Genomic DNA, 20583 nt, shown 5'->3' with positions numbered 1-20583 from the left:
TTTTAACGGCAGATGAAGGGAGATGAAATGCAGATGAAGTTAATTGTTGTAATGTAAATATGGAAAATCTAACAGTTAGCATAATTATTCCCAGCCACAACCGAAGTTCTTCGCTGCGGCGGGCTTTGGATGCTTTGCACTTGCAGACTTATCCGATCGACCTGCTCGAAGTTATTGTAGTGGCAGATAGCTGCATTGACGATACTTTGGCAATGCTACAAGATTACAAAGCTCCGTTTAAACTGCAGGTAATTGAGGTAAATTGCCGGAGTGCTTCGATCGCCCGCAATACGGGAGCGGCTTCGGCTAGCGGGAAATTGCTGCTGTTTCTCGACGACGATATCGAAGCGCTGCCACCTTTGGTGGAAAGCCACGCGCGGGTTCACTCTTTGCGTCCGGGAGCGGCTGTCATGGGGCCCTATCCGCCTAAGTTGCACGGAGGAACTAGGTTTTTTGACGTGGAAGTGCGCTCGTGGTGGGAACAGAAGTTTTATCAGATGAGGCAACCCGGTCACCGATTTACTTATCAAGATTTGCTCAGCGGCAACCTTTCTTTGGATGCAGAACTGTTTGCTCGTCTCGATGGGTTTGATTCGGCTTTTGGGAACTGCGGCGGAGAAGATTACGAGTTTGGGGTGCGTTTGCTGAAAGCTGGTGTACCTTTTGCTGTAGCGGGGGATGCTGTGGGCTATCATTACGAACACGAAACTAACAATCTCGATCGCTCTTTCCGCCGATGTCGTCAGGAAGGGCGATCGGATGTTTTGATCGGCCGCCGACACCCGGAACTCAGACCGACGCTGCAGATAAAAGACTACGAAACTCCTGATTTTTTGGTAGACAAGATTGTGGTGGCGATCGCGTTTTTATGGCCGGCGGTTGTGGATTGGCTGGCTGTGGGACTCAGGAAATCTCTGGATTTGCTCGAAAGCTTGGGGATGCGGGGAACTTGGCGGTGGTTGCGGGCAAAATTGCGCGGTTATTGGTATTTGCGGGGTGTGATTGATGAGCTAAAAAGTCGCTCTGCTATTTCTCGTTTTATGCAAGGGGGCCCGGCCCGTGCTGATTTGGGCGGACATGAAATTAACATTGATTTGCAGCAAGGTTGGGAAGCGGCAGAAAGTCTGCTGGACGCGGAACGACCGGCTGGGGTTTACCTGTATTACGACAAACTAACAGTCGGCCATATTTTTCCGCAAGCGGGCGCGGAACCGCTGCGGGGCGCTCACTTGCGATCGATTCTGGCGCTTCACTTTGCTCAACCGCTGGCTGGGGCGATCGCGGTTAACGGTATGCCCCGCAGTGCTGACACGCTTGAAGAAAAACCTTTAGTTGCTTTTGAAACTTACGAGTTAGCAATTAAGAGCTAAGTAAATAGGTGCAAATAAAGATTACATGATTCGGGCAGGTGAGTGCCTTCATCTTCTCGCTTATATCTCGTTATGCTTAACTAAACTAGCCCCTAGAAGATATTTTTTTAGTTTATATCTACTGAATTCGGGGAAGTTAAACCAAAAACTCCAACCTCAAAAGTTGGGAAATTGGAAAATTGCCATCCCAAACTTAAAAGTCCCAAGTCAAAAGTTTTCTATCTAGTGCCCGCTGCAAAATTTTCAGGAGCAAGTTATGGCAATAAAAGTGATGGAAATTGAGTTTACCGAACAGATTAATCCGATTCGGCAACTCGAACAATACGAAGGAGTTCGCATTTTAGTTCGCTACCGGGGACGGCCTCTGGGCTGGGCTTGTGTTAGTAACAATCCCTGGGAACAAACAATTTCCGCTGAGCGAGTGCGACAAACAATTGTGGATCAGTTAGGAAAAGAGTTGGTGCGATCGACTTTAGGAGAGCAATTCGGCGCTGTTTCTGAAGCAGTGGCGGATCGCTACCTGCCGTCAATTAGCGTTGTCATCTGCACGCGCGATCGCACGGACTTGCTCAAAGGCGCTCTGGAAGCTCTGCTCGCTCTCGACTATCCGCACCGCGAAATTATCGTTATAGACAACGCTCCTGCAAGCAGCAGCACCGCTGAATTAGTCGCGGATGCGCCTGTACGCTACATCAAGGAAGAACGGCCAGGATTGGACTGGGCGCGCAATCGCGCGATCGCGGAAGCGCGGCATGAGATTATTGCTTTTACTGACGACGACGTGCGGCCCGATCGCGGTTGGCTGCGGGGTATTGCTTCGGCGTTTGCTAACCCAGAAATTATGGCAGTTAGCGGTTTAGTCGCGCCGGCGGAACTAGAAACAGAGGCCCAAATTCAATTTGAACTCCGCTACGGGGGAATGCTGCAATACCTCCACAGTTTTAAATTTGATGGTAGCAAGCTCTCGACGCGGGAGTTGCTGTGGGCGAGCAAATACGGCGTGGGGGCGAATATGGCTTTCCGGCGGCAAGTTTTCGAGGCTGTGGGCAATTTTGACGTTGCTCTCGATGTGGGGACTGCGACTCGCGGTGGTGGGGATCTTGAGATGTTTCATCGGATTTTGGCTAAGGGATACTCGACTTTTTATGAGCCGAGAGCTTTTGTGTGGCACCTGCACCGGCGCAGCGCCGAGGCTTTGAGCAAGCAGTTGCAGGATAACGGGCGCGGTTTTGGGGCTTATTTACTCACGTGCTATCGCAACCGCACTGTGCCGCGCTGGGAAATTTGGAAATTTGCTGTGTTTCAGTGGCTTGGTTGGTGGCTGGTGCGCCGCTTGGGGGCTCCGGGTTTGCTGCCGCGCAAGTTGGTAGTCAGCGAGTTGCTGGGAGCTCTCGACAGTCCTTTTGCTTACAGAAAAGCGCAGTTGCAGGCGCAGCAGTTAGCTGAGATTGAGCCGAAAGAGCAGCTACAGTTGGAACCCGAGCAAGTTGTCGGAGGTGTGCGATGAGAAGTGTTCCAAGGCTGGTTGACAGGCGCAAAATCGCTCATTTCTTCGATTTGCTGCGGGTGTTGGTCGATCGCGATATAAAATTACTTTACAAGCGATCGACTTTGGGGATTGCTTGGACTTTAATCAATCCGCTGTTGCAGTTAGCTGTATTTTCCTTTGTATTTCGCTCTGTTGTACCGATTAACATTCCGCAATTTTCTTCCTTTGCTTTCAGCGGTTTGTTAATCTGGAGTTGGTCTCAAACCGCATTATTTCAAGCAACGGGATTAATTACCAACAATAAAGCGCTAATCAGACAGCCGAATTTCCCCACGGCAATTTTGCCGGTAGTCACGACTATGACGGGGCTAATTCACTTTCTGTTAGCTTTGCCGGTGTTAATTATCTTTCTGGCAATTGATGGCGTTCAGCCGAGTTTAGTGCTGTTTGTGTTGCCGCTGCTGATGGTTATTCAGTTTATTTTGACAGTCAGTTTGGCTTATCCCCTCGCCGCTTTAAATGTGACTTTTCGCGATACTCAGCACACTTTGGGCGTAGTTTTGCAGATGCTGTTTTACCTGACTCCGATTTTCTACGACCTCAACAGCGTCCCGAAACAATTTCAGCCTATTTATCAGTTAAATCCTATGGTGCCACTGCTGGGAGCTTACCGCGCCATACTGCTCAAAGGTACGCAGCCGGATTGGCTGGCGCTGTTAATTGTTAGCTTGGTTGTGGCTGCTCTTTTGCCGATCGGACTGGGAATTTTTAGACGGCAAAGCAATACTTTTGTGGAGGAATTGTAAATGCGTCCAGCTATTGTTGTCAAGGGTTTGGGGAAACGTTTCAATCGCTACTCTGCCGATCGACCTTATACGATTATGCAGGCCGCTTTGGCGGGTTTTCGGCAGATGAAACCGCAGGCGCGTTTTTGGGCACTGCGGGATATCAATTTCACTGTTTCTCCCGGGGAAATGCTGGGAATTCTCGGCAAGAATGGCGCGGGAAAATCGACGCTGCTGCAACTTATTGGCGGTATCGGTCACGCTCAAGAAGGAACTATTGAAGTTAATGGCAGAATTGGCGGTTTATTGGATTTGGGTGCGGGTTTTCACTCGGATTTAACGGGCAGAGAAAATGTGTTTGTGGGTGCGGTGGTGGCCGGTTTGACTCGTCGGGAAGCGGCGCGCCGGTTTGATGATATTGTTGAATTTGCGGAATTGCAACAGTTTATTGAGAGTCCGATGCGGACTTACAGTACCGGGATGCAAATGCGGCTGGCTTTTTCGGTGGCGGTGCACACCGATCCAGAAGTGCTGTTAGTTGATGAACATTTGTCGGTTGGTGATGTGGCTTTTCAAACTAAATGTTTGAACAGAATCTCGGAGTTTAAAAGTCAAGGATGTGCGATTGTTTTGATTTCTCACAACGCGATGCAAATTCAGAAAATGTGCGATCGGGCTTTGTGGCTGAAATCAGGTGAAATCGTGGCTTACGGGGAACCGGAAGTGGTAGTCGGTCAGTATTTGTCGGAAATGCGCCCAGCCACCGAAAAACCCACTCCCATCCGTCCTCCTGAAGTGACGAGTACGGGTTCGCAACTGCGAATCAATGACAATCGCTTCGGTTCTTTGGAAGTAGAAATTACGGATGTTAAAGTGTTGCCGGATGATGAGATAAACAGTGGCGATCCTATTACTGTGGAAATTCATTATTCTGTCCCGAAGCCAATTTATGCTGCTATTTTTGGCGTGACAATCAGCCGGGAAGACGGTCAAAGTTGTTTTGAGACTAATACTAATCAAATGGGCAGATTGCTGCCGCTGGCGGAAGGGAAAGGCACAATCCGCCTGCACGTAGACAGGCTGGATTTAGGCAACGGTCAGTATTACGTGAATGCTGGGGTTTACGAGAAGAGTTTGGCCTACGCCTACGATTATCATTGGCACCTTTATCCGCTGTACGTGCGATCGACTGTAAACCAAAAAACGATTCTTTGTCCGCCGTACCGCTGGGAATTTGAGGGCAAAATGCCGCTTTTGGATTTAGCCGAACCAGCCGCTGTAACTTACGATTTGGATAAGAATAATCCCGGGTACGCCAAGATTTTAACTCAGTTGGAAAATAAGCAAAAACCTGACTTTTTAATGATTGGCGCTCAAAACTGCGGCACGGAATCTCTATACAGCCATCTCGAAAATCACTTGCAAATTATCAAAGAAGGTTCCCGGGACATTCACTTTTTTGATTTAAATTTTGAGCGCGGTGTTAATTGGTATAACAAACAGTTGACTCGCAGTGTAATCGGTGAAAAGGTATTGCTGTGGGAGATGACTCCTTACTATATTTATCATCCTTTGGTGGCCGAGCGGGTTTACAAGTGTTTCCCGGATGTTAAGCTAATTGTAATGCTGCGAAACCCGGTAAAACGAGCTTGGCTTAACTATCATCTAGAAGTCGCGATCGGCTGCGAAAAGCTGGATTTTGAAAAGGCGATCGCCTCCGAGCCCGATCGCCTAAAAGGTGAAATTGAAAAGATCAAAGCAGATGAAAGTTATTACAGTTTCAACCACCAACATTATTCTTATTTGTCGCGAGGAATTTATGTTGAACAAATCAGGAATTGGCTCGATTATTTTGCGAGGGAACAGTTGCTAATTCTCAAAAGCGAAGATTTTGAGGCAAATACCGACAAGGTTTTTTCGGAAGTGTTAGATTTCTTGGATCTTAGTGCGCTCGCAAGTAAAGAATATGACATTAATGCGATGATCGAGGAGTACAGCAAAATACCAGCAGCAATCGAACAACAACTGACAGATTATTTCAAACCTTACAATCAGGAACTTTCTGATTTGTTAAAACAGGATTTTACTTGGAGTTAGAATGGGCAGGTTGGGTTCAGAGAACGAAACCCAACCCACCTCAAAATCTACCGTTAAGTTAATTATAGCAAAATGTTGTTATGAAACGCATATTTCTCCTAGGCTCGCCTCGCAGTGGCACAACAATTCTTCAAAGCTTATTAGCTGCTCATCCCGAAGTTATTTCTTTTCCGGAATCTAAGTTTTTTCACTATTTGCTATACGATCAGTTTGCGGGCAAGTTGCCAGGTAGAATGGAAGCTTTTTTTAAGGATGAGATTAAACGTCCTGAACTTTTGAAAGATTTTGATGACAGCCAAACTGTGGAAGCTAAAGCTAGTTGGTTTGTGAGAGTTTTGGATGGTTTGGCTGCCGAACAAAAAAAAAGCATTTGGTTGGAAAAAACGCCGGAACACATATATTTTATTGATGACATAGAGCGCTTTTTGCCGGATGCGAAATTTATACATATTTTGCGAAACGGTATGGATACAATAGCTTCTATGTATGAGGCTACTAGGAGTTTTAACGAATTGTGGGGCGCTGGTTGGGATTTAAACCACTGTATCAATCGCTGGGAACACGCGATGTTAACTAGCCACAAATATATTAATAAATCCCATCATATATTAGTTCAATATGAGGAGCTTTTAGATAACAAAACACAAATTCTAGGAGAAATTTGTAATTTCATGGGCATTGAATATGACGGTACAATGCTCGTTAATTATCAAGAAAAAGCCGCGAAGCTCAGTTTAAATCTACCTTGGCACAAAGGAATTGAGAGAGATGTCAAAAGTAGTAACGTTCACAAGTATCATAAAATTTTTACTCGAAATGAAATCAGATATATTTTAGAGAAAATTCAGCGAGTCAAGGGTGAAATTGCCTGGAAAGTTGCGGTGGAAGTGAGCGAACCAATTTCGGATATTTACGCTCTGCAAATATGCGATCGCCTGTCCTGTACGATCCAACTAGAAGGAATTAAACTCGGTATTATTGAATTGCCGATTTGCGATGGCATGGTTGCGGCTGCGGTTTTGGCGGATGCGGTTGCAGCCCAGTTTGCTTGGCAAATTCTCGATCGCTTCTTTCAACGCAATCGCTGCGAAAAAGGCAATAAATTGTGGGAAAATTTGCTGGAACCATTCCATCCTAAACATGACTGGACGCTATTTCTGCAAGAATTATGGGGGCGTCCGCATTGGCATTTGGAGGATTTCTACAAGCCAGAAATAGCAGATGAAGTTCCAACAATTACCCTCGAAAAAGATTTGATTGCTGTAGAAGTTAGCGAAGAATTTGCTAATATAAAAGTTGAGCTTTCTGAAATAGACGTGCTGGTGAAAGTAGGCGGCGTTGCTGTCGGTATTGTCACTGTGGCGGTGGAAAATAATTTTGTGTCGGCTCAAAAATTGCGATCGACAATTACTCGAAATATGGGTTTTGAGTTGTGCGTCGCCGCCGTGCGAGAAGCTTTGATGGGAAAACCACTCAACGGCAAGCAGTGGCTGCGATCGCGCTTAGCCTCTTGTGCTCGACAAAGGTCTAATTTGCCCGACTGGTTGAATGCACCGGGTGCTGGGGGCATTTACCCCCAAAATGCGGTGATGTTCGGCAGGCGATCGGGTGCGATCGGGACGAGTGTCAGCCGCCGCGCCTCACTCCCGGCGGCGGCGCTTCAGGAAATCGAGTCAGCCGCGGCAATCGCGGGGGAACCGACAATGCAAATTCCCCAAGAAAACGAGTTTCCCAAGCAAGTATTTTACGCACCGGAAATCATTTGCTCAAAATCTTCTTATCGGGAAGTTTCTCACTCGGTGAAACCTCAACTTTTGGACAATCATAGCGTTACACAAAAACTCCCGATTCTCTCCTACCGCCGCATTTCTCCTGACGGTTTAGACGCAGTTACTCCCCAAATTTTTGAACAACAGTTACACAATCTCAAAAATCTGGGTTATTACAGTGCGAGTTGGGAAAATTGGCGAAGCGCAAAACTGGCTAAAACTCCTTTACCCGGTAAAGCTGTATTGATGACATTTGACGGGGGCTATCTCGACTTTTTCCAATATGCTTGGCCTCTGCTAAAACGCTTTGATTTTACAGCAACTGTTTTTCTCGTAGCGGAGTCAATAGGAAAGACAAATAGTTGGGAAAAAGCCGAATTTGAAGAAGTGCCGTTAATGGGATGGCCAGAAATTTTGCAACTGCGGGATGCAGGAATTGAATTCGGTTCTATGTCTGCTACTCATCAACCTTTGACTGCATTGTCGCCGACAGAAATTGTGCGGGAGGCGGCCAAATCCCGTGCTATCTTGGAACGGGGATTAGAGAAATCTGTTAAATGTTTTGCCTATCCTTACGGCGATGTCGATCCAATTGTAGCGCATTTAATTGGAGCGAGTGGATATACATTTGGTGTATCATATACATTAAATTTTAGCAGTTTTGACGATTCTTTATTGTCGCTGCCCCGCATTCAAGTCACCGCAGAAAATGCCTTAAAATTAGCTTAGGATCGTCAATTAAATAATTTCCCTTTTTTCTTGTGGGATGGGCGTCCCGCCCGTCCCCGATAGACGGGATAGGAAGGCCCATCCCACAACAGTCATGAAAAGTGGATTTTATTTAATTCACGATCCTTAGTAAGGTACGTCAATCGATTTTAGATTTTAGATTTTAGATTAAAGAATTGAAGCATTGACCCCACGGATAAATTCGGGGGGAAAGTTTCATTGGATACAGGTTTTTTCTTCCTGAACGGATGAATCCGGGGGCTTGTATCCTGGATGCTTTCGGTCAATCAGCGAGATTTTTCCCTCCACTAAAATCTCTTAACGGGCGCACCTTACCAGTGAAATTTCTTAATCAATTCCTTGATTTTTCTCTGCAAATAACCGCCTAACCCTCGGGAAATTTTCTCAAATTTATAATAAAATAAAATATCCATCACCTCTTCAGTTTTCATATACTTTAAATAAGAAATTATTTTATCGGTAAGTTCATCATTAACATCATCGATATACTTTCTCACCGCCAACCGTTCCGAAATATGCCATTTCCGATCGAACTTGCGGTGCATTTCCGTCTCATAATCCCGAAAATCTGAGATTTTCCCCTCCAAATACCTTTGAATATATTTCCCGGCGATTTGGGCACCATCCATCCCGTGTCTAATGCCTTCGCCACCCAAAAAATTTACTGTCGAAACACTATCGCCGATCGCAATTATATTATCCTTGTAATAAATATCCTTCAAACCACGACTGTACTTCAGCATGGAACCGTGTTTGTCAAGAATTTTATAATTTTTAGACTTCAGATATTCATCAATCAGTAAATCAATATATTTTTTCAGCGGTGACAAATGCCTCAGCGTTTTCTGCTCTAAAAAAATGCGTCCCGCACCAACTTTCAGCCTATTTTGTTCCATTGGAAATATCCAAGAATAACCTTTAGGCATCCATTTATCACCCACAAACAAGATTAAATCACCGCTATATTTAGCATAAACTTCTGGTTCAACTTCAATTAAATATTCGATTCCGGTTCCCGACAAAAAATCAGGCTTATCATTCTCTTTTTCGTACATAATCGCCCTAGCAAAGCCAGTAGCATCAACCAATACTTTAGTGCTAACTTTGATAATTTGACCGTCGGATAACTGTTTAAATTCGACAGTAGTTTCGCCCTTGCTTTGTGAATGTCCGGTGTAGCGATAACCAAGCCAAACTTCACCGCCAAATCGCTCAACTTCGCTGGCCAAAAATGCTCTAAATTTAGCAAAGTTGAGAACAACTCCCAAGCTTTCGGGAGACTCCCAAGTTTGACTGACTTTGCTAGTTTCAATAGTAAGTTTGTGCCAAAAACTGCCGATAACGGACTCTGGTAAATCGAATTTAGCGAGGGTTTCTAGAGGCGTGGCGGCGCTAGAAAAGTCATTTTTATAAAAATTGTCGTTTTGCTCTGCCAGCAAGACTTTGTGGCCGGATTGGGCTAGGATTCTCGCACAGTGACCGCCTGCTGGGCCTGCTCCTACTATTACTATGTCAACACTTTTTAAATTCATTTTGCTTTTAACTCGCTTCCAATGTCAAAATATCTGCAGACATATCAACTACTAACCGCCGAGTTTTCAGCCACTGTCGGCCTATTAAAATTTCCGGTACTCCGTCACCCACATGAACGGGAATGTCAAATTCTAGGTACTCAATACGCACTTTTCCTACATAAATTTCAAAATCGAATTCTCCCTTAGCTGTTCGCATTTTTTCTTGTTTCACATATGTCCAATCAAGTGCCTCTAAATCCTGACTGTCCATTGCTAGCCAGCCAGAAAAACCAGTATCAAGCAGAGCATCAACAGGTAATTCTAAGCCGTTCTCAGCAATAAGTTCAACTTCCAAAAATAGCTCGTCCTCCTCACCAAATCTTCCTTGAATCATATTGTGCCACAAACTCCGGTTTCATTGATCCGAAAAACGTGCAATTTAGCTTTCGGGTATTTCTCATGGGCTATGTTTGCAACTTGCATATCATCCTTGTCGATAAAATATTCCCCACTGTCGGGTTCAACGGCCATGTACCAGTTGTAGTGGGTTTTAATCAATTCGGGTTTGAGGCGATCGAAAATAGGTTTGCAGCGCTGATAAAATGCCACTCTTTCAGCTCGCCACTGGGCTTTTTTTTCTTCTGACCACTGAATCTCTGGGAACAGTCTTCCCCGCCGCACGGTACGATTTGGTTTTACGTTAGTCATTGCTTTTTCTCCGCTGTGTCAGATGGTAATATATTTATTGGTTTAATTGAATATTGCTGAAATCAATTATGGAAAACACTTTCAACTTGACTCCTAATCCTGATAATTTTACAGTCCCCCCTGGTTTGATGGTTCAGTTCCCTGGAGGTGTTCTTGCTTTAGAAGGAAACGATCAAATTAGAGGTTCGTTGGAGAGTGAAATCATCAACGGAAATGCTGGTCAAGATATTTTATTCGGTAGTGATGGCAATGACAACTTGCAAGGCGGTAGAGACGAAGATGATTTATACGGCGAAGTTGGTCGAGATTCTCTCATTGGCGGTCTTGGTGATGATTATATCGCAGGTGGTGACGGAGACGACATTTTGAATGGCGGTCGAGGTGATGATTTCTTAGATGGAGGTGCAGGTAACGATACTCTGAGCGGCGACCTGGGTTACACTCTATATAAAGGTGGAACGGGTAGTGATGTGTTCGTCCTAAGAACGGATATTGTTTTAGGAGATCCCAAGCGCAACCCTAACAGTAGCGTACAGGCGTGGGATATAATTCTAGACTTTGAAAACTCTCTGGATCGAATTGGTCTTACTAATGGTTTAACGGAGGCAAACGTCAGACTCACCACTTATTCAGTACCACTGCAAAATATTCGGTTGGTTTCGGGGAGATTTCCTCAAGAAAGCAAAATTTCTTTAGCCGATTTAGATCCCGATCGCAATGGTAGTTATGACGCTACTACGATTCAAATTGCTTCAAACGGTCAAATTTTAGGTAGAGTTCTGAATGTGACACCATCCGATCAAGAATTTCAAAGGTGGTACCCGCCACGCGATCGATCCGTGGAATCAATCCCAAATCTCAAATCGAAAATCCTCAAGAAAGAGCATTTATCTCGCGCAAGTCAATCTAAAATCTAAAATCTAAAATCTAAAATCGATTGACTTGCGGGGTCGTTTTATTACACTGTCATAGATCGGGTATTTCTTAGGATTTGTCTCGAATGGTAAGGTGCGCTAGGCGCACCCTACGATTTTAGCTATTTACACGCTAACAGGAGACTGTTTGCGGCTGAATGTTGCTAAGATGCGATCGCACATTTGCGACGGATTTAATCCCAAACTGGCAAATGATTGTTCAGGCGTTGCATGATCTACCAATGTATCGGGTACACCCAATCGCATCACTGGAACAACAACATTATTGTCCAACAAAGCTTCGGCTACTGCTGAACCAAAGCCTCCCATCAAACAGCCTTCTTCCATTGTGACAACTTTGCCGATTCGCTGTGCTAAAGGCAAGATTAATTCGGTGTCCAAAGGCTTGACAAAACGCGCATTGATCACAGTTGCTTCAATACCGTGTTCGCTCAAAATCTCGGCAGTTTGCATCGCCGGATAAACCATTGAACCGTAACCCAATATCAGCAAATCGTCGCCGTTGCGGAGAATTTCGGCTTTGCCGATCGGCACCTCTTCCCAACCTTCTTCCATCAAAGGCACGCCGTAACCGTTGCCGCGCGGGTAACGCATGGCGATCGGGCCGCTGGTGTGGTTGATTCCCGTGACTACCATCCGCTGCAATTCTGCCTCATCTTTTGGTGCCATAATTGTCATATTTGGCAGGCACCGCAAGAAAGAAATGTCGTACATCCCTTGGTGAGTTGGCCCGTCAGCACCGACAATGCCGGCGCGATCCAAACAGAAGAAAACTGGCAAATTTTGGATGCAAACATCGTGAATTATTTGGTCGTATCCCCGCTGCACAAATGTCGAGTAAATTGCCACAACCGGGCGCATGCCTTCGCAGGCTAAACCAGCGGATAAAGTCACGGCGTGCTGTTCGGCAATGCCTACATCAATGTACTGTTTCGGCAGTTTTTCCTGAAGTTTATCCAGACCGGTTCCGGTTGCCATAGCAGCGGTAATGCCGACAATTTTCGGATTATTTTCTGCTAGCTTGACCAGGGCGTGGGCAAAGACTTTCGAGTAAGCTGGAGGCTTGGGTTTAGTGGAGGGAAGGCCTTTGCCGGTAGCTAAGTTAAAGGGATTTTGGGCGTGATATCCTACTTGATCTTTTTCGGCGATCGCATATCCTTTGCCTTTCACCGTCACCACATGAACCAACACCGGCCCTTGAATAGTATGGGCTTGTTTGAAAGTGGCAATTAACTCTTCCAAATTGTGTCCATCTACCGGGCCCATGTAAGTAAAGCCCAATTCTTCAATTACTGCTCCAACTTTCGAGACTGCCAAGCGTTTCATCCCTTCTTTGAGGCGTTCCATTTCTGGAGTAAAAGTTTCGCCGACAAAGGGAATATGTTTGAATTGTTCCTCTAAGTTATCTTTGAGAAACTGCACCGGTGGCGACAATCGCATCTTGTTCAAATAGCGGGTAATTGCGCCGACGTTGGGCGAGATTGACATCTCGTTGTCGTTGAGCACAACTAACAAATTGGTTTTCGGCATATGGCCCGCGTGGTTAATCGCTTCGAGTGCCATGCCGCCAGTCAATGCGCCGTCGCCGATGACTGCTACAGTTTTAAAGTTTTCCCCCTTGAGATCGCGCGCCATCGCCATTCCTAACGCTGCGGAAATGCTGGTGGAGGCGTGGCCTGCGCCGAAGTGGTCGAATTTGCTCTCGCAGCGCTTGAGATAGCCTGCAACGCCGTCTTTTTGGCGCAGGGTGTGGAATTGGTTGTAGCGGCCGGTGATTAATTTGTGAGGATAAGCTTGGTGGCCGACATCCCAGGTAACTTTGTCGCGATCGAGGTCGAGTGTTTGGTAGAGTGCTAAGGTCAGTTCGACTACACCCAATCCTGGGCCGAGGTGGCCGCCGCTAGCGGCTACAGTTTCTAAATGCTTTTCTCGAATTTGTCGGGCAATTTGTTCGAGTTGATGAATCGAGAGGCCGTGTAATTGGTTTGGGTGAGTCAGTTCGCTCAGATGCATATTTTAAAATCTTGCTCCTGTGAATCAGGACGAATCCTTAACAGATATAGGTTGTGCCTGCGAGGTTGGGTACGCGCAAACGTTAGAATAGTTTAACGGTTATTTGAGAAAAACTGTTAGGTGTAAAATTTTTGTTATTTTTGACCTGGTAATTATAGTTAATAAATTGTGCGCTGTCAAGATAAAAAAAGCTTATAAAACGATAGAATTGACGAGTAATTGAGCAATTGTGTAGGTAAGTAAACATGGGTGCTAGCCGAAAAACCAACAGCAACCACGCAAAAAAACTCACAGCCCAATGGTGGAATACATAACTCACAAGAATGCTAGCAAGAGAATGTTTTTTGTAGTGTAGACCTACTACCGTCACTCAACAAGCAATGTCTCAACGATTTTTAAGTTTTCCCGCCAAATTATTTGAGCGAGGATTCAAAAATTTATTACCGAGTTGAAAAACTGTTTGCTACAAGATCAATCAACGACCTCTACCAGAAATCATTCGCTTTACACTGGGAAAGTTTTCCCGAATTTGGATAGTAGAGAGCTGCGACGCTCGAAGCATTGTTTTGTAACCTCAAAAGCCTAGAAGATTTACCACAAGGGCCCGAAAGCCGCAAAGAAAGAACACGGGGACTGAAGTCCCCCGCGTCGCTTCCGTCTGGGCTCTGAAGACGCGATCGTTTCCCGCATCCGGTATTACTTTTATGAAAGGTTCTGCTGAATTAAATCTCCCTTACTCCGGTGAGGGCAAAGGAGTTTCCGCTTCTTCGGGCCGCGGACTCTCCGCAGGACTCGATTCGGGCGACGGCGAGGGACTCTCGGCCCGGGGCGAGGGACTCTCCGAAGGACTCGATTCGGGCGACGGCGAGGGACTCTCGGCCCGGGGCGAGGGACTCTCCGAAGGACTTGGGGCGGGAGTTTCCGGCGGTGGCGGAAGTTGTGCGGGATCTGGTTGGGGGCTTTGGAGGCTTTGCACCCACAAACCTAAACCGCCGCCGGCTAATATCAGCCCCAAGACCCCCAGTAGGGACAGCGGCAGCTTCGATCGCCGTTTTTGAACGGGTTCCGGGGCGGGGGGAGTTTCGGGGTACAACAACTGTTTGGACGATTCTGAAAGCTGAGATTCTGGAATCCTTCCCGACTTCTGGAGGGATGCCGCGAGGGAAGGCGGCAGCGACACCGAGGCTGAAACTGGCGTTGACGCCGGCGCTGAGGCCACCGTCGGATCGAACAGTACCAATCTCTCCGGCGACATCCGACAGTGAGTCGCCACCACGGAGGTGTTATCGTAACCGTTTTTCTCGTTGGCGAGACGAATCCAAGACTGAACCGCGGCTTCCAAAGACATTTTGCCCTCGAGCACCTCTGGGCCGTAATTCTCCCAAGATTTCTCCACCCAGTCGTTGTCGCTCAAACCATCGGAACACAGCAGCAGTAAGCCTTCCTCTTCGACAATAAATCGCTGAATCGTCGGGCGCAGGAAATCGCCGTCCCGCGTTCCCAAAGCTTGAGTCAGGGCTCCTGCATCGGCTCGCAGTTGAGTCTCCCAGTATAAACAATGTCCTTGCTCGACTTCCCTTGAGGCTACGTCGTCGTCCACAGTCAGCCGGTGACAGTAATTTTTACCAATCCAATAAGCGCGGCTGTCTCCAACATTGACTACATAAAGTTCGTGACTGTTATTCGAGGGCAAATCCTCGGAAATTTTCACTTTTTGAGGCAACTGGAGGGCCATCACCAAAGTCGTCCCCATCCGCTGCCGCAACTCTTTTCCCTGCTCGTTATTTTGAGCGGAAATCACATTATTCACAACTCTGACTATTTCTTCGAGTTGCTTGATGACCATTGTTGGAGTCATCAACTCTTCTTGTTGAGTGATTTCTGCGAGCAAATTTTGGATTAAAGCTTTCAGGGACTGCACGGCTAATTGACTGGCAACTTCTCCTCCTTCGTGGCCTCCAACCCCGTCGCAAACCATTGTCAAGTAAGGAATTAGTTTCTCGCCCCCTGAAGTTTTGCTAAATTGAAAATCAGCAGCAGTTGGATAGCAACTGTCTTCATTTTGGGAGCGCTGCGGCCCGGTATCGGTCATGCCGACTACTTCTAAGTGCAGAGGCAATTTAGCGGCTTGTTCTAATAGTAAATCGTTTAGTTCCAGGGCGATCGCGTCGAAATTCATGCTGCTGCGGCGCATAAACTGACAAATCTCTCCGAGTTTCGGCTGCACCTCGGGCTCGGCCGATTCTACCAAACCTGACCACACATCTCCCAAATCCCGCAGCGTCGGTACAAAATTGCCCCGGTGCAGTTCCAGCAGCCGTACCCGCCAACCTTCCACCCGCAAATTTTCCGGTACCAGCAAACTCGAAGCGACTCCCTGTTCCGATAGCGGCCTCCACAGTTGGAGCATTTGCCACAGCCAGTATACTTGGCGCGCCCCGGTTGTCCCAGACCAAGCTTCTAAAATAGAAGGATACAGGCGACCGAAATTATTGATGGGCACATTTTCCAACAACAGCACCTCTGCGGCTTCCGGTGATTCCCCCAGCGAACAAAAACCGTATACTTCAGGCGTATGCAGCCGTTGGGGATACAAATGCAGGTAAGGCATAATCGTATCCGGCAGTTGTTCCGGGACGCTCGGAGGCAATGCTGGACGGCTGTCGAGCCAGATTTGGGGTGCAATGACAAAGTATCGATCGGCTATTACCTTACCCACCGGCACTTCCTCGGCTGCTTGCCCCACCACCCACAAATATCGATAAATTAAATCGGTTTCGCAAGCTGCACAGTGCTGGCGGCCAAAGGTATTGCGGGGATCGGCACAGCTAAGATTCGGGCAATAAATGGGTTCGGAGAAACTGCTGATCATGTCGAAATAGTTTGTGTAAAAACATTCTGAAGATATATGATTCGCCAGCCCAAATTCATGAGCTTGAGAATAAACTGATTTTAGCCCCTATCAATTTCTTAACTGCCTTTGGGCCCGTAGAAATTGTAGTTTCTACCAGACTGCACCGGCTTAAATTGTAATTTAAGTTACTAAACTCAGACTTGGAGTACGATGGAAGCCTCAACCTGGTACCGCTGCGCGAAAAATCGCGAGGAAGGCTTGCAAGTGGCAAACCCTTGCAGAGTCAGTTGTTTGCATTTCTTAAATCTTAAATTTCCAATCTAAGATCTAAATAGTATCACCTATTCTTTTTATGATCTGGACTCCGACGCTCCTTTGGCTGCTAGCTGGGTCTTTGCTCTGTTTGACAGAGCTATTTCTCCCGACTGCTTTTGTCGCTTTTATGATGGGACTGAGCGCCTTCGCCGTAGCTGGATGCTCTCTAGTTCTACCTTACGTTAATTTACAAATATTCCTGTGGATGGTATTTTCGACAGTTTTTGTGCTGCTGTCCCGGCGGTTGATACCAAAAGGCACGGCAAGGGCGATCGCAGATTCTCAGGAAGCCAAAACTTTAACAGAAATTCCCCCCGGAGAAGCCGGCCGAGTCATTTATGAGGGGAATTCTTGGCAAGCTCGCTGCGAAGACACCAAGGTCACTATCCCCCCCAACCAAAACGTAATTGTCGTGGGACGGAAAGGCACTACTCTGATAGTTTTGCCAGAAAATTTATTGCATTCTTAAACAAAATGCGTAATTAATCACAGGAAATTAGTAGTTAGTCATCAGTCATCAGTCATCAGTCATCAGTCATCAGTCATTGGTCACTGGTTATTGGTCACTGGTTAGTAGTTATTGGTTATTGGTTATTAGAACGAACAACTAACAATTAACAAATAACCACTGACCACTAAAAACAGTCAACAGTCAACAGTCAACAGTCAACAGTCAACATTTATAGGAGGCGACCGTGGAACAATTTTTTTTACTTGTATTTTTAGCACTGGGCGGCTCAGCCCTCGCAGGTTCCGTCAAGATTATCAATCAGGGAAATGAAGCGCTGGTGGAAACTTTAGGTAAATACAGCGGCAGGAGACTGGAACCCGGTTTGAATTTTGTCAAGCCGTTTCTCGATCGCGTCGTGTACGAGCAAACAATTCGGGAAAAAGTCTTAGATGTTCCCCCGCAAGCTTGTATTACCCGCGATAACGTTTCCATCACCGTTGATGCTGTGGTTTACTGGCGCATTGTAGACTTGGAAAAAGCCTGTTACAAAGTAGAAAATCTCCAGTCAGCAATGGTAAATATGGTGCTGACTCAAATTCGCGCCGAAATGGGTCAACTGGATCTCGAACAAACCTTTACTGCTCGTTCTCAAATTAATGAAATCTTGCTCAGAGATTTAGATATTGTTACCGATCCTTGGGGAGTCAAAGTAACGCGGGTAGAATTGCGCGATATTATCCCTTCTAAAACTGTACAGGAATCGATGGAATTGCAGATGGCAGCCGATCGACGGAAGCGGGCGCTAATTCTGACATCCGAGGGAGAACGCGAGTCAGCAGTTAACAGCGCCAAAGGTAAAGCAGAAGCGCAAGTTCTAGATGCAGAAGCGCGCCAAAAAGCGACTATTTTGGAGGCGGAAGCTCAACAAAAGGCGATCGTCCTGAAAGCTCAAGCAGAACGCCAAAGTCAAGTTTTGAAAGCTCAAGCTACTTCTGAGGCCTTGCAAATAATCGCCAAAACTCTGCAAAATGACCCCACTGCCCGGGAAGCTTTACAATTTTTGTTAGCTCAAAACTATCTGGATATGGGTCTAAAAATTGGCACCAGCGACAGCAGCAAGGTGATGTTTATGGACCCGCGCAGCATTCCCGCTACCCTCGAAGGAATGCGATCGATCGTTGGGGAAGGTAATAATAATGAGGTGAAAAAGTAGTCTTAGCTAGAATGGGCAATTGAAAGAGACTGCTAACTCTGTATGAGGGATGAAACTCCTCATACAGAGTTAGCATGAATAGCAAAAATGAGTGTGTCATCACGCACCACATTATTAAATAATCGGCGTTGCTGAATTAAGATATAATTGATTCTGAGAGCAATTCACAAAAAACCATTTAACACAAGTCATATTCTATGAAATGTCCTGAATGTAAGTCAACTCATATCAATAAAAATGGGCGAAAAAAAGGTAAGCAGAACTACCTGTGTGTTACCTGTGGTAGACAATTTATAGACTGCTATGAACAGCACAGAGGTTATGCTCAAGAAGTGAAAGACGAATGCCTACAAATGTATGTTAATGGCATGGGTTTTAGGGAGATTGAAAGAGTCAAAGGTGTACATCATACGACAATTATGAATTGGGTTAAACAACTAGGATAACTCACAGCCCATAAAATCCTTATTAAGAATGATGCAAAATTTTAGGTTTCACCTTTTTTAAATTGGCAAACCCTCTCTTGCAATCGCCTGGTATCTATTTAAACATCGATATTCAGGCAACTTCTCTTCGCCGTTAACCTAATAACTCGACACAGTTAAAACGATCGCCTCCCTATCTCCCAACACCAAACCATACTCCAAACCCTCAACAACCGCTTGATAAGAAGCATCCAAAATATTACCAGAAACCCCAACAGTCGTCCAGCGGTCTTGACCGTTACTAAACTCAACCAACACGCGAGTTTTAGCAGAAGTTCCCGCACATCCGTCCAGAATTCGCACCTTATAATCGGTTAAGTTAAAATCAGTAATTGCCGGATAAAAATTCCGCAAAGCCTTCCGCAAAGCCGCATCAAGTGCCGAAACAGGCCCGTTTCCTTCCGCGCATTCCAGAATATCTTGACCGTTAACAGTCACTTTCACAGTTGCTAAAGAATTAACTGTTTCCTCCCTACCTTTATCGCAGTGAACTTGAAACCCTTTGATTTCAAATAAACGCTTGCGCTTGCCCAAGGCCTCCCGCATTAACAATTCAAAAGAAGCCTCCGCACCCTCAAATTGATATCCCTGACTTTCCAAATCTTTCAATTTTTCCAAAATTTGGCGGCAAGCAGGATTTTTGCGATCGAGATCCATGCCAAAAGTGCGGGCCTTCGCCAAAACATTGCTCAAACCAGCTTGATCGGAAATCACAATTCGCCGCCTGTTGCCAATTTTTTCCGGTTCCAAATGTTCGTAAGTTAACGGATTTTTCTCAACCGCCGATACGTGAATTCCGCCTTTGTGAGCAAAAGCCGAAAGACCGACAAAAGGAGCACGATCGTCGGGAGCAAGATTGACAATTTCACTAATCGATCGGCTAACCTGAGTTAATTTAACTAATTGCTCGTCTTGAATGCAATCAAGACCCAATTTGAGCTGAAAATTAGGAATCAAGGAACATAAATCGGCATTGCCGCAGCGTTCGCCGTAACCGTTTATAGTTCCCTGCACCATCGTCACCCCTTCCTGCACCGCAGCCAAAGCATTAGCAACTGCAACTCCAGAGTCGTTGTGAGTGTGAATTCCCAGTTGAATTTTAGACTTTCTCCCCCCCTTAATAAGGGGGGGTTGGGGGGGGTAAATTTCGGATTCAGAAATATCCCAACTTTCTATTATTTCTGCCACCTCGCGAACAACCTGACTGACTTCGTGCGGCAAAGTACCGCCGTTAGTATCGCAAAGCACTAGCCATTCTGCGCCGGCATCGGCGGCTACTTCTAAAGTTTTAATAGCATAATCTCGATTGTGTTTGTAGCCGTCAAACCAGTGTTCGGCATCGTAAATAACGTGCCTTCCCTGACTCCGCAAATATTCAATTGTATCTCGAATCATCGCCAGATTTTCTTCTAGCGTGGTCTTCAAACTTTCAATAACGTGCAAATCCCACGACTTGCCAAACAGCGTCACCCAGCGAGTACCGGCGGACAAAATAGCCTGCAACATTTCATCATTAGCTGCCGTAGTTCCCGGCCGCCTAGTCGAACAAAAAGCTACAACTTCTGCTTGAGTTAGGGGCTGTTCTTTGAGACGCCAAAAAAATTGTACGTCTTTAGGATTCGCCCCCGGCCAGCCGCCTTCAATAAAGGGAATTCCTAAACTGTCTAACTGCCGAGCAATTCGCAGTTTGTCTTCGAGAGATAAGCAGAGTCCCTCGCACTGAGCACCGTCTCGCAGCGTGGTATCGTAGATCCAGAGCCGATTTGTCATGGGAAATTGCGATCGAGAAATTGGTAATATATCACTTACCATATTAGATGAATTTATTGGAATTT

The 20583-nt window shown here is 46.1% G+C and carries 14 protein-coding genes and 1 pseudogene; 9 read left to right on the top strand and 6 right to left on the bottom strand.

Annotation, left to right across the window (positions count from 1 at the left end; all coding sequences use genetic code 11):
- Positions 1 to 59 precede the first annotated feature (59 nt).
- The 5 genes from OSC7112_RS17425 (at position 60) to OSC7112_RS17405 (ending at position 8239) form a co-directional block, all read left to right on the top strand.
- Positions 60 to 1370, top strand: coding sequence for a glycosyltransferase family 2 protein (locus OSC7112_RS17425; protein WP_015177141.1), 1311 nt, complete (start codon positions 60 to 62; stop codon positions 1368 to 1370).
- 256 nt (positions 1371 to 1626) lie between these two features.
- The gene (locus OSC7112_RS17420) at positions 1627 to 2877 is read left to right on the top strand and encodes a glycosyltransferase family 2 protein (RefSeq protein WP_015177140.1); all 1251 of its coding nucleotides are present in this window, start codon (positions 1627 to 1629) and stop codon (positions 2875 to 2877) included.
- On the top strand, positions 2874 to 3665 hold the full coding sequence (locus tag OSC7112_RS17415; RefSeq protein ID WP_015177139.1) for an ABC transporter permease: 792 nt from the start codon (positions 2874 to 2876) through the stop codon (positions 3663 to 3665). Before OSC7112_RS17420 ends, OSC7112_RS17415 begins: the two co-directional genes overlap by 4 nt.
- Positions 3666 to 5741 carry an ATP-binding cassette domain-containing protein gene (locus tag OSC7112_RS17410; RefSeq protein WP_015177138.1) on the top strand — a complete coding sequence of 692 codons (2076 nt, stop codon included), beginning with the start codon at positions 3666 to 3668 and terminating at the stop codon, positions 5739 to 5741.
- A gap of 80 nt (positions 5742 to 5821) precedes the next feature.
- The gene (locus OSC7112_RS17405; protein WP_015177137.1) at positions 5822 to 8239 is read left to right on the top strand and encodes a sulfotransferase; all 2418 of its coding nucleotides are present in this window, start codon (positions 5822 to 5824) and stop codon (positions 8237 to 8239) included.
- 332 nt (positions 8240 to 8571) lie between these two features.
- Here the strand turns inward: OSC7112_RS17405 and OSC7112_RS17400 are convergent, their stop codons facing one another.
- The 3 genes from OSC7112_RS17400 to OSC7112_RS17390 are packed head-to-tail and all read right to left on the bottom strand — an operon-like array spanning position 8572 to position 10482.
- Entirely contained in the window at positions 8572 to 9792 is a 1221-nt protein-coding gene (locus OSC7112_RS17400; RefSeq protein WP_015177136.1) for an NAD(P)/FAD-dependent oxidoreductase, read from the bottom strand.
- 7 nt (positions 9793 to 9799) lie between these two features.
- Positions 9800 to 10168 (bottom strand): hypothetical protein, encoded by a 369-nt coding sequence (locus tag OSC7112_RS17395; protein WP_015177135.1) that lies wholly within the window; start codon positions 10166 to 10168, stop codon positions 9800 to 9802.
- Entirely contained in the window at positions 10165 to 10482 is a 318-nt protein-coding gene (locus tag OSC7112_RS17390; RefSeq protein WP_015177134.1) for a hypothetical protein, read from the bottom strand. Before OSC7112_RS17390 ends, OSC7112_RS17395 begins: the two co-directional genes overlap by 4 nt.
- A 68-nt stretch (positions 10483 to 10550) precedes the next feature.
- Here OSC7112_RS17390 and OSC7112_RS42185 point away from each other — a divergent pair, with 68 nt between their 5' ends.
- Positions 10551 to 11399 carry a calcium-binding protein gene (locus OSC7112_RS42185; protein WP_015177133.1) on the top strand — a complete coding sequence of 283 codons (849 nt, stop codon included), beginning with the start codon at positions 10551 to 10553 and terminating at the stop codon, positions 11397 to 11399.
- A 123-nt stretch (positions 11400 to 11522) separates the two neighbouring features.
- On the opposite strand, the gene dxs is transcribed toward OSC7112_RS42185, so the two are convergent.
- Positions 11523 to 13430: a 1-deoxy-D-xylulose-5-phosphate synthase gene (gene dxs, locus OSC7112_RS17380; protein ID WP_015177132.1), complete on the bottom strand. Its 1908-nt coding sequence runs from the start codon at positions 13428 to 13430 to the stop codon at positions 11523 to 11525.
- Positions 13431 to 14163: 733 nt separating this feature from the next.
- A complete protein-coding gene (locus tag OSC7112_RS17375) occupies positions 14164 to 16302 on the bottom strand; it encodes a protein phosphatase 2C domain-containing protein (RefSeq protein ID WP_015177131.1) in 2139 nt (712 codons plus the stop codon).
- Between the two features lie 334 nt (positions 16303 to 16636).
- Between OSC7112_RS17375 and OSC7112_RS17370 the strand changes: the two genes are divergently transcribed.
- The 3 genes and pseudogenes from OSC7112_RS17370 to OSC7112_RS17360 all read left to right on the top strand — a co-directional run.
- Complete coding sequence (locus tag OSC7112_RS17370) at positions 16637 to 17068, top strand: NfeD family protein (RefSeq protein WP_015177130.1); 432 nt, start codon at positions 16637 to 16639, stop codon at positions 17066 to 17068.
- Positions 17069 to 17294: 226 nt separating this feature from the next.
- Positions 17295 to 18263 (top strand): SPFH domain-containing protein, encoded by a 969-nt coding sequence (locus OSC7112_RS17365; protein ID WP_015177129.1) that lies wholly within the window; start codon positions 17295 to 17297, stop codon positions 18261 to 18263.
- Positions 18264 to 18460: 197 nt separating this feature from the next.
- Positions 18461 to 18706, top strand: a pseudogene (locus OSC7112_RS17360) (IS1/IS1595 family N-terminal zinc-binding domain-containing protein); the annotation flags it as partial.
- Positions 18707 to 18847: 141 nt separating this feature from the next.
- Here the strand turns inward: OSC7112_RS17360 and cimA are convergent.
- Positions 18848 to 20560, bottom strand: a complete 1713-nt coding sequence (gene cimA / locus OSC7112_RS17355) for a citramalate synthase (protein WP_015177127.1) — start codon at positions 20558 to 20560, stop codon at positions 18848 to 18850.
- Between the last annotated feature and the right edge of the window lie 23 nt (positions 20561 to 20583).

This window comes from Oscillatoria nigro-viridis PCC 7112 (genome assembly GCF_000317475.1).
Classification (GTDB): domain Bacteria; phylum Cyanobacteriota; class Cyanobacteriia; order Cyanobacteriales; family Microcoleaceae; genus Microcoleus; species Microcoleus nigroviridis.
This window is presented reverse-complemented; position numbering and strand designations above follow the sequence as displayed.

Excerpts from the sequence above, each read along its gene's own strand:
- OSC7112_RS17425 (WP_015177141.1), top strand. The coding sequence starts at position 60 with ATGGAAAATCTAACAGTTAGCATAATTATTCCCAGCCACAACCGAAGT.
- OSC7112_RS17420 (WP_015177140.1), top strand. The coding sequence starts at position 1,627 with ATGGCAATAAAAGTGATGGAAATTGAGTTTACCGAACAGATTAATCCG.
- OSC7112_RS17415 (WP_015177139.1), top strand. The coding sequence starts at position 2,874 with ATGAGAAGTGTTCCAAGGCTGGTTGACAGGCGCAAAATCGCTCATTTC.
- OSC7112_RS17410 (WP_015177138.1), top strand. The coding sequence starts at position 3,666 with ATGCGTCCAGCTATTGTTGTCAAGGGTTTGGGGAAACGTTTCAATCGC.
- OSC7112_RS17405 (WP_015177137.1), top strand. The coding sequence starts at position 5,822 with ATGAAACGCATATTTCTCCTAGGCTCGCCTCGCAGTGGCACAACAATT.
- OSC7112_RS17400 (WP_015177136.1), bottom strand. The coding sequence starts at position 9,792 with ATGAATTTAAAAAGTGTTGACATAGTAATAGTAGGAGCAGGCCCAGCA.
- OSC7112_RS17395 (WP_015177135.1), bottom strand. The coding sequence starts at position 10,168 with ATGATTCAAGGAAGATTTGGTGAGGAGGACGAGCTATTTTTGGAAGTT.
- OSC7112_RS17390 (WP_015177134.1), bottom strand. The coding sequence starts at position 10,482 with ATGACTAACGTAAAACCAAATCGTACCGTGCGGCGGGGAAGACTGTTC.
- OSC7112_RS42185 (WP_015177133.1), top strand. The coding sequence starts at position 10,551 with ATGGAAAACACTTTCAACTTGACTCCTAATCCTGATAATTTTACAGTC.
- dxs (WP_015177132.1), bottom strand. The coding sequence starts at position 13,430 with ATGCATCTGAGCGAACTGACTCACCCAAACCAATTACACGGCCTCTCG.
- OSC7112_RS17375 (WP_015177131.1), bottom strand. The coding sequence starts at position 16,302 with ATGATCAGCAGTTTCTCCGAACCCATTTATTGCCCGAATCTTAGCTGT.
- OSC7112_RS17370 (WP_015177130.1), top strand. The coding sequence starts at position 16,637 with ATGATCTGGACTCCGACGCTCCTTTGGCTGCTAGCTGGGTCTTTGCTC.
- cimA (WP_015177127.1), bottom strand. The coding sequence starts at position 20,560 with ATGGTAAGTGATATATTACCAATTTCTCGATCGCAATTTCCCATGACA.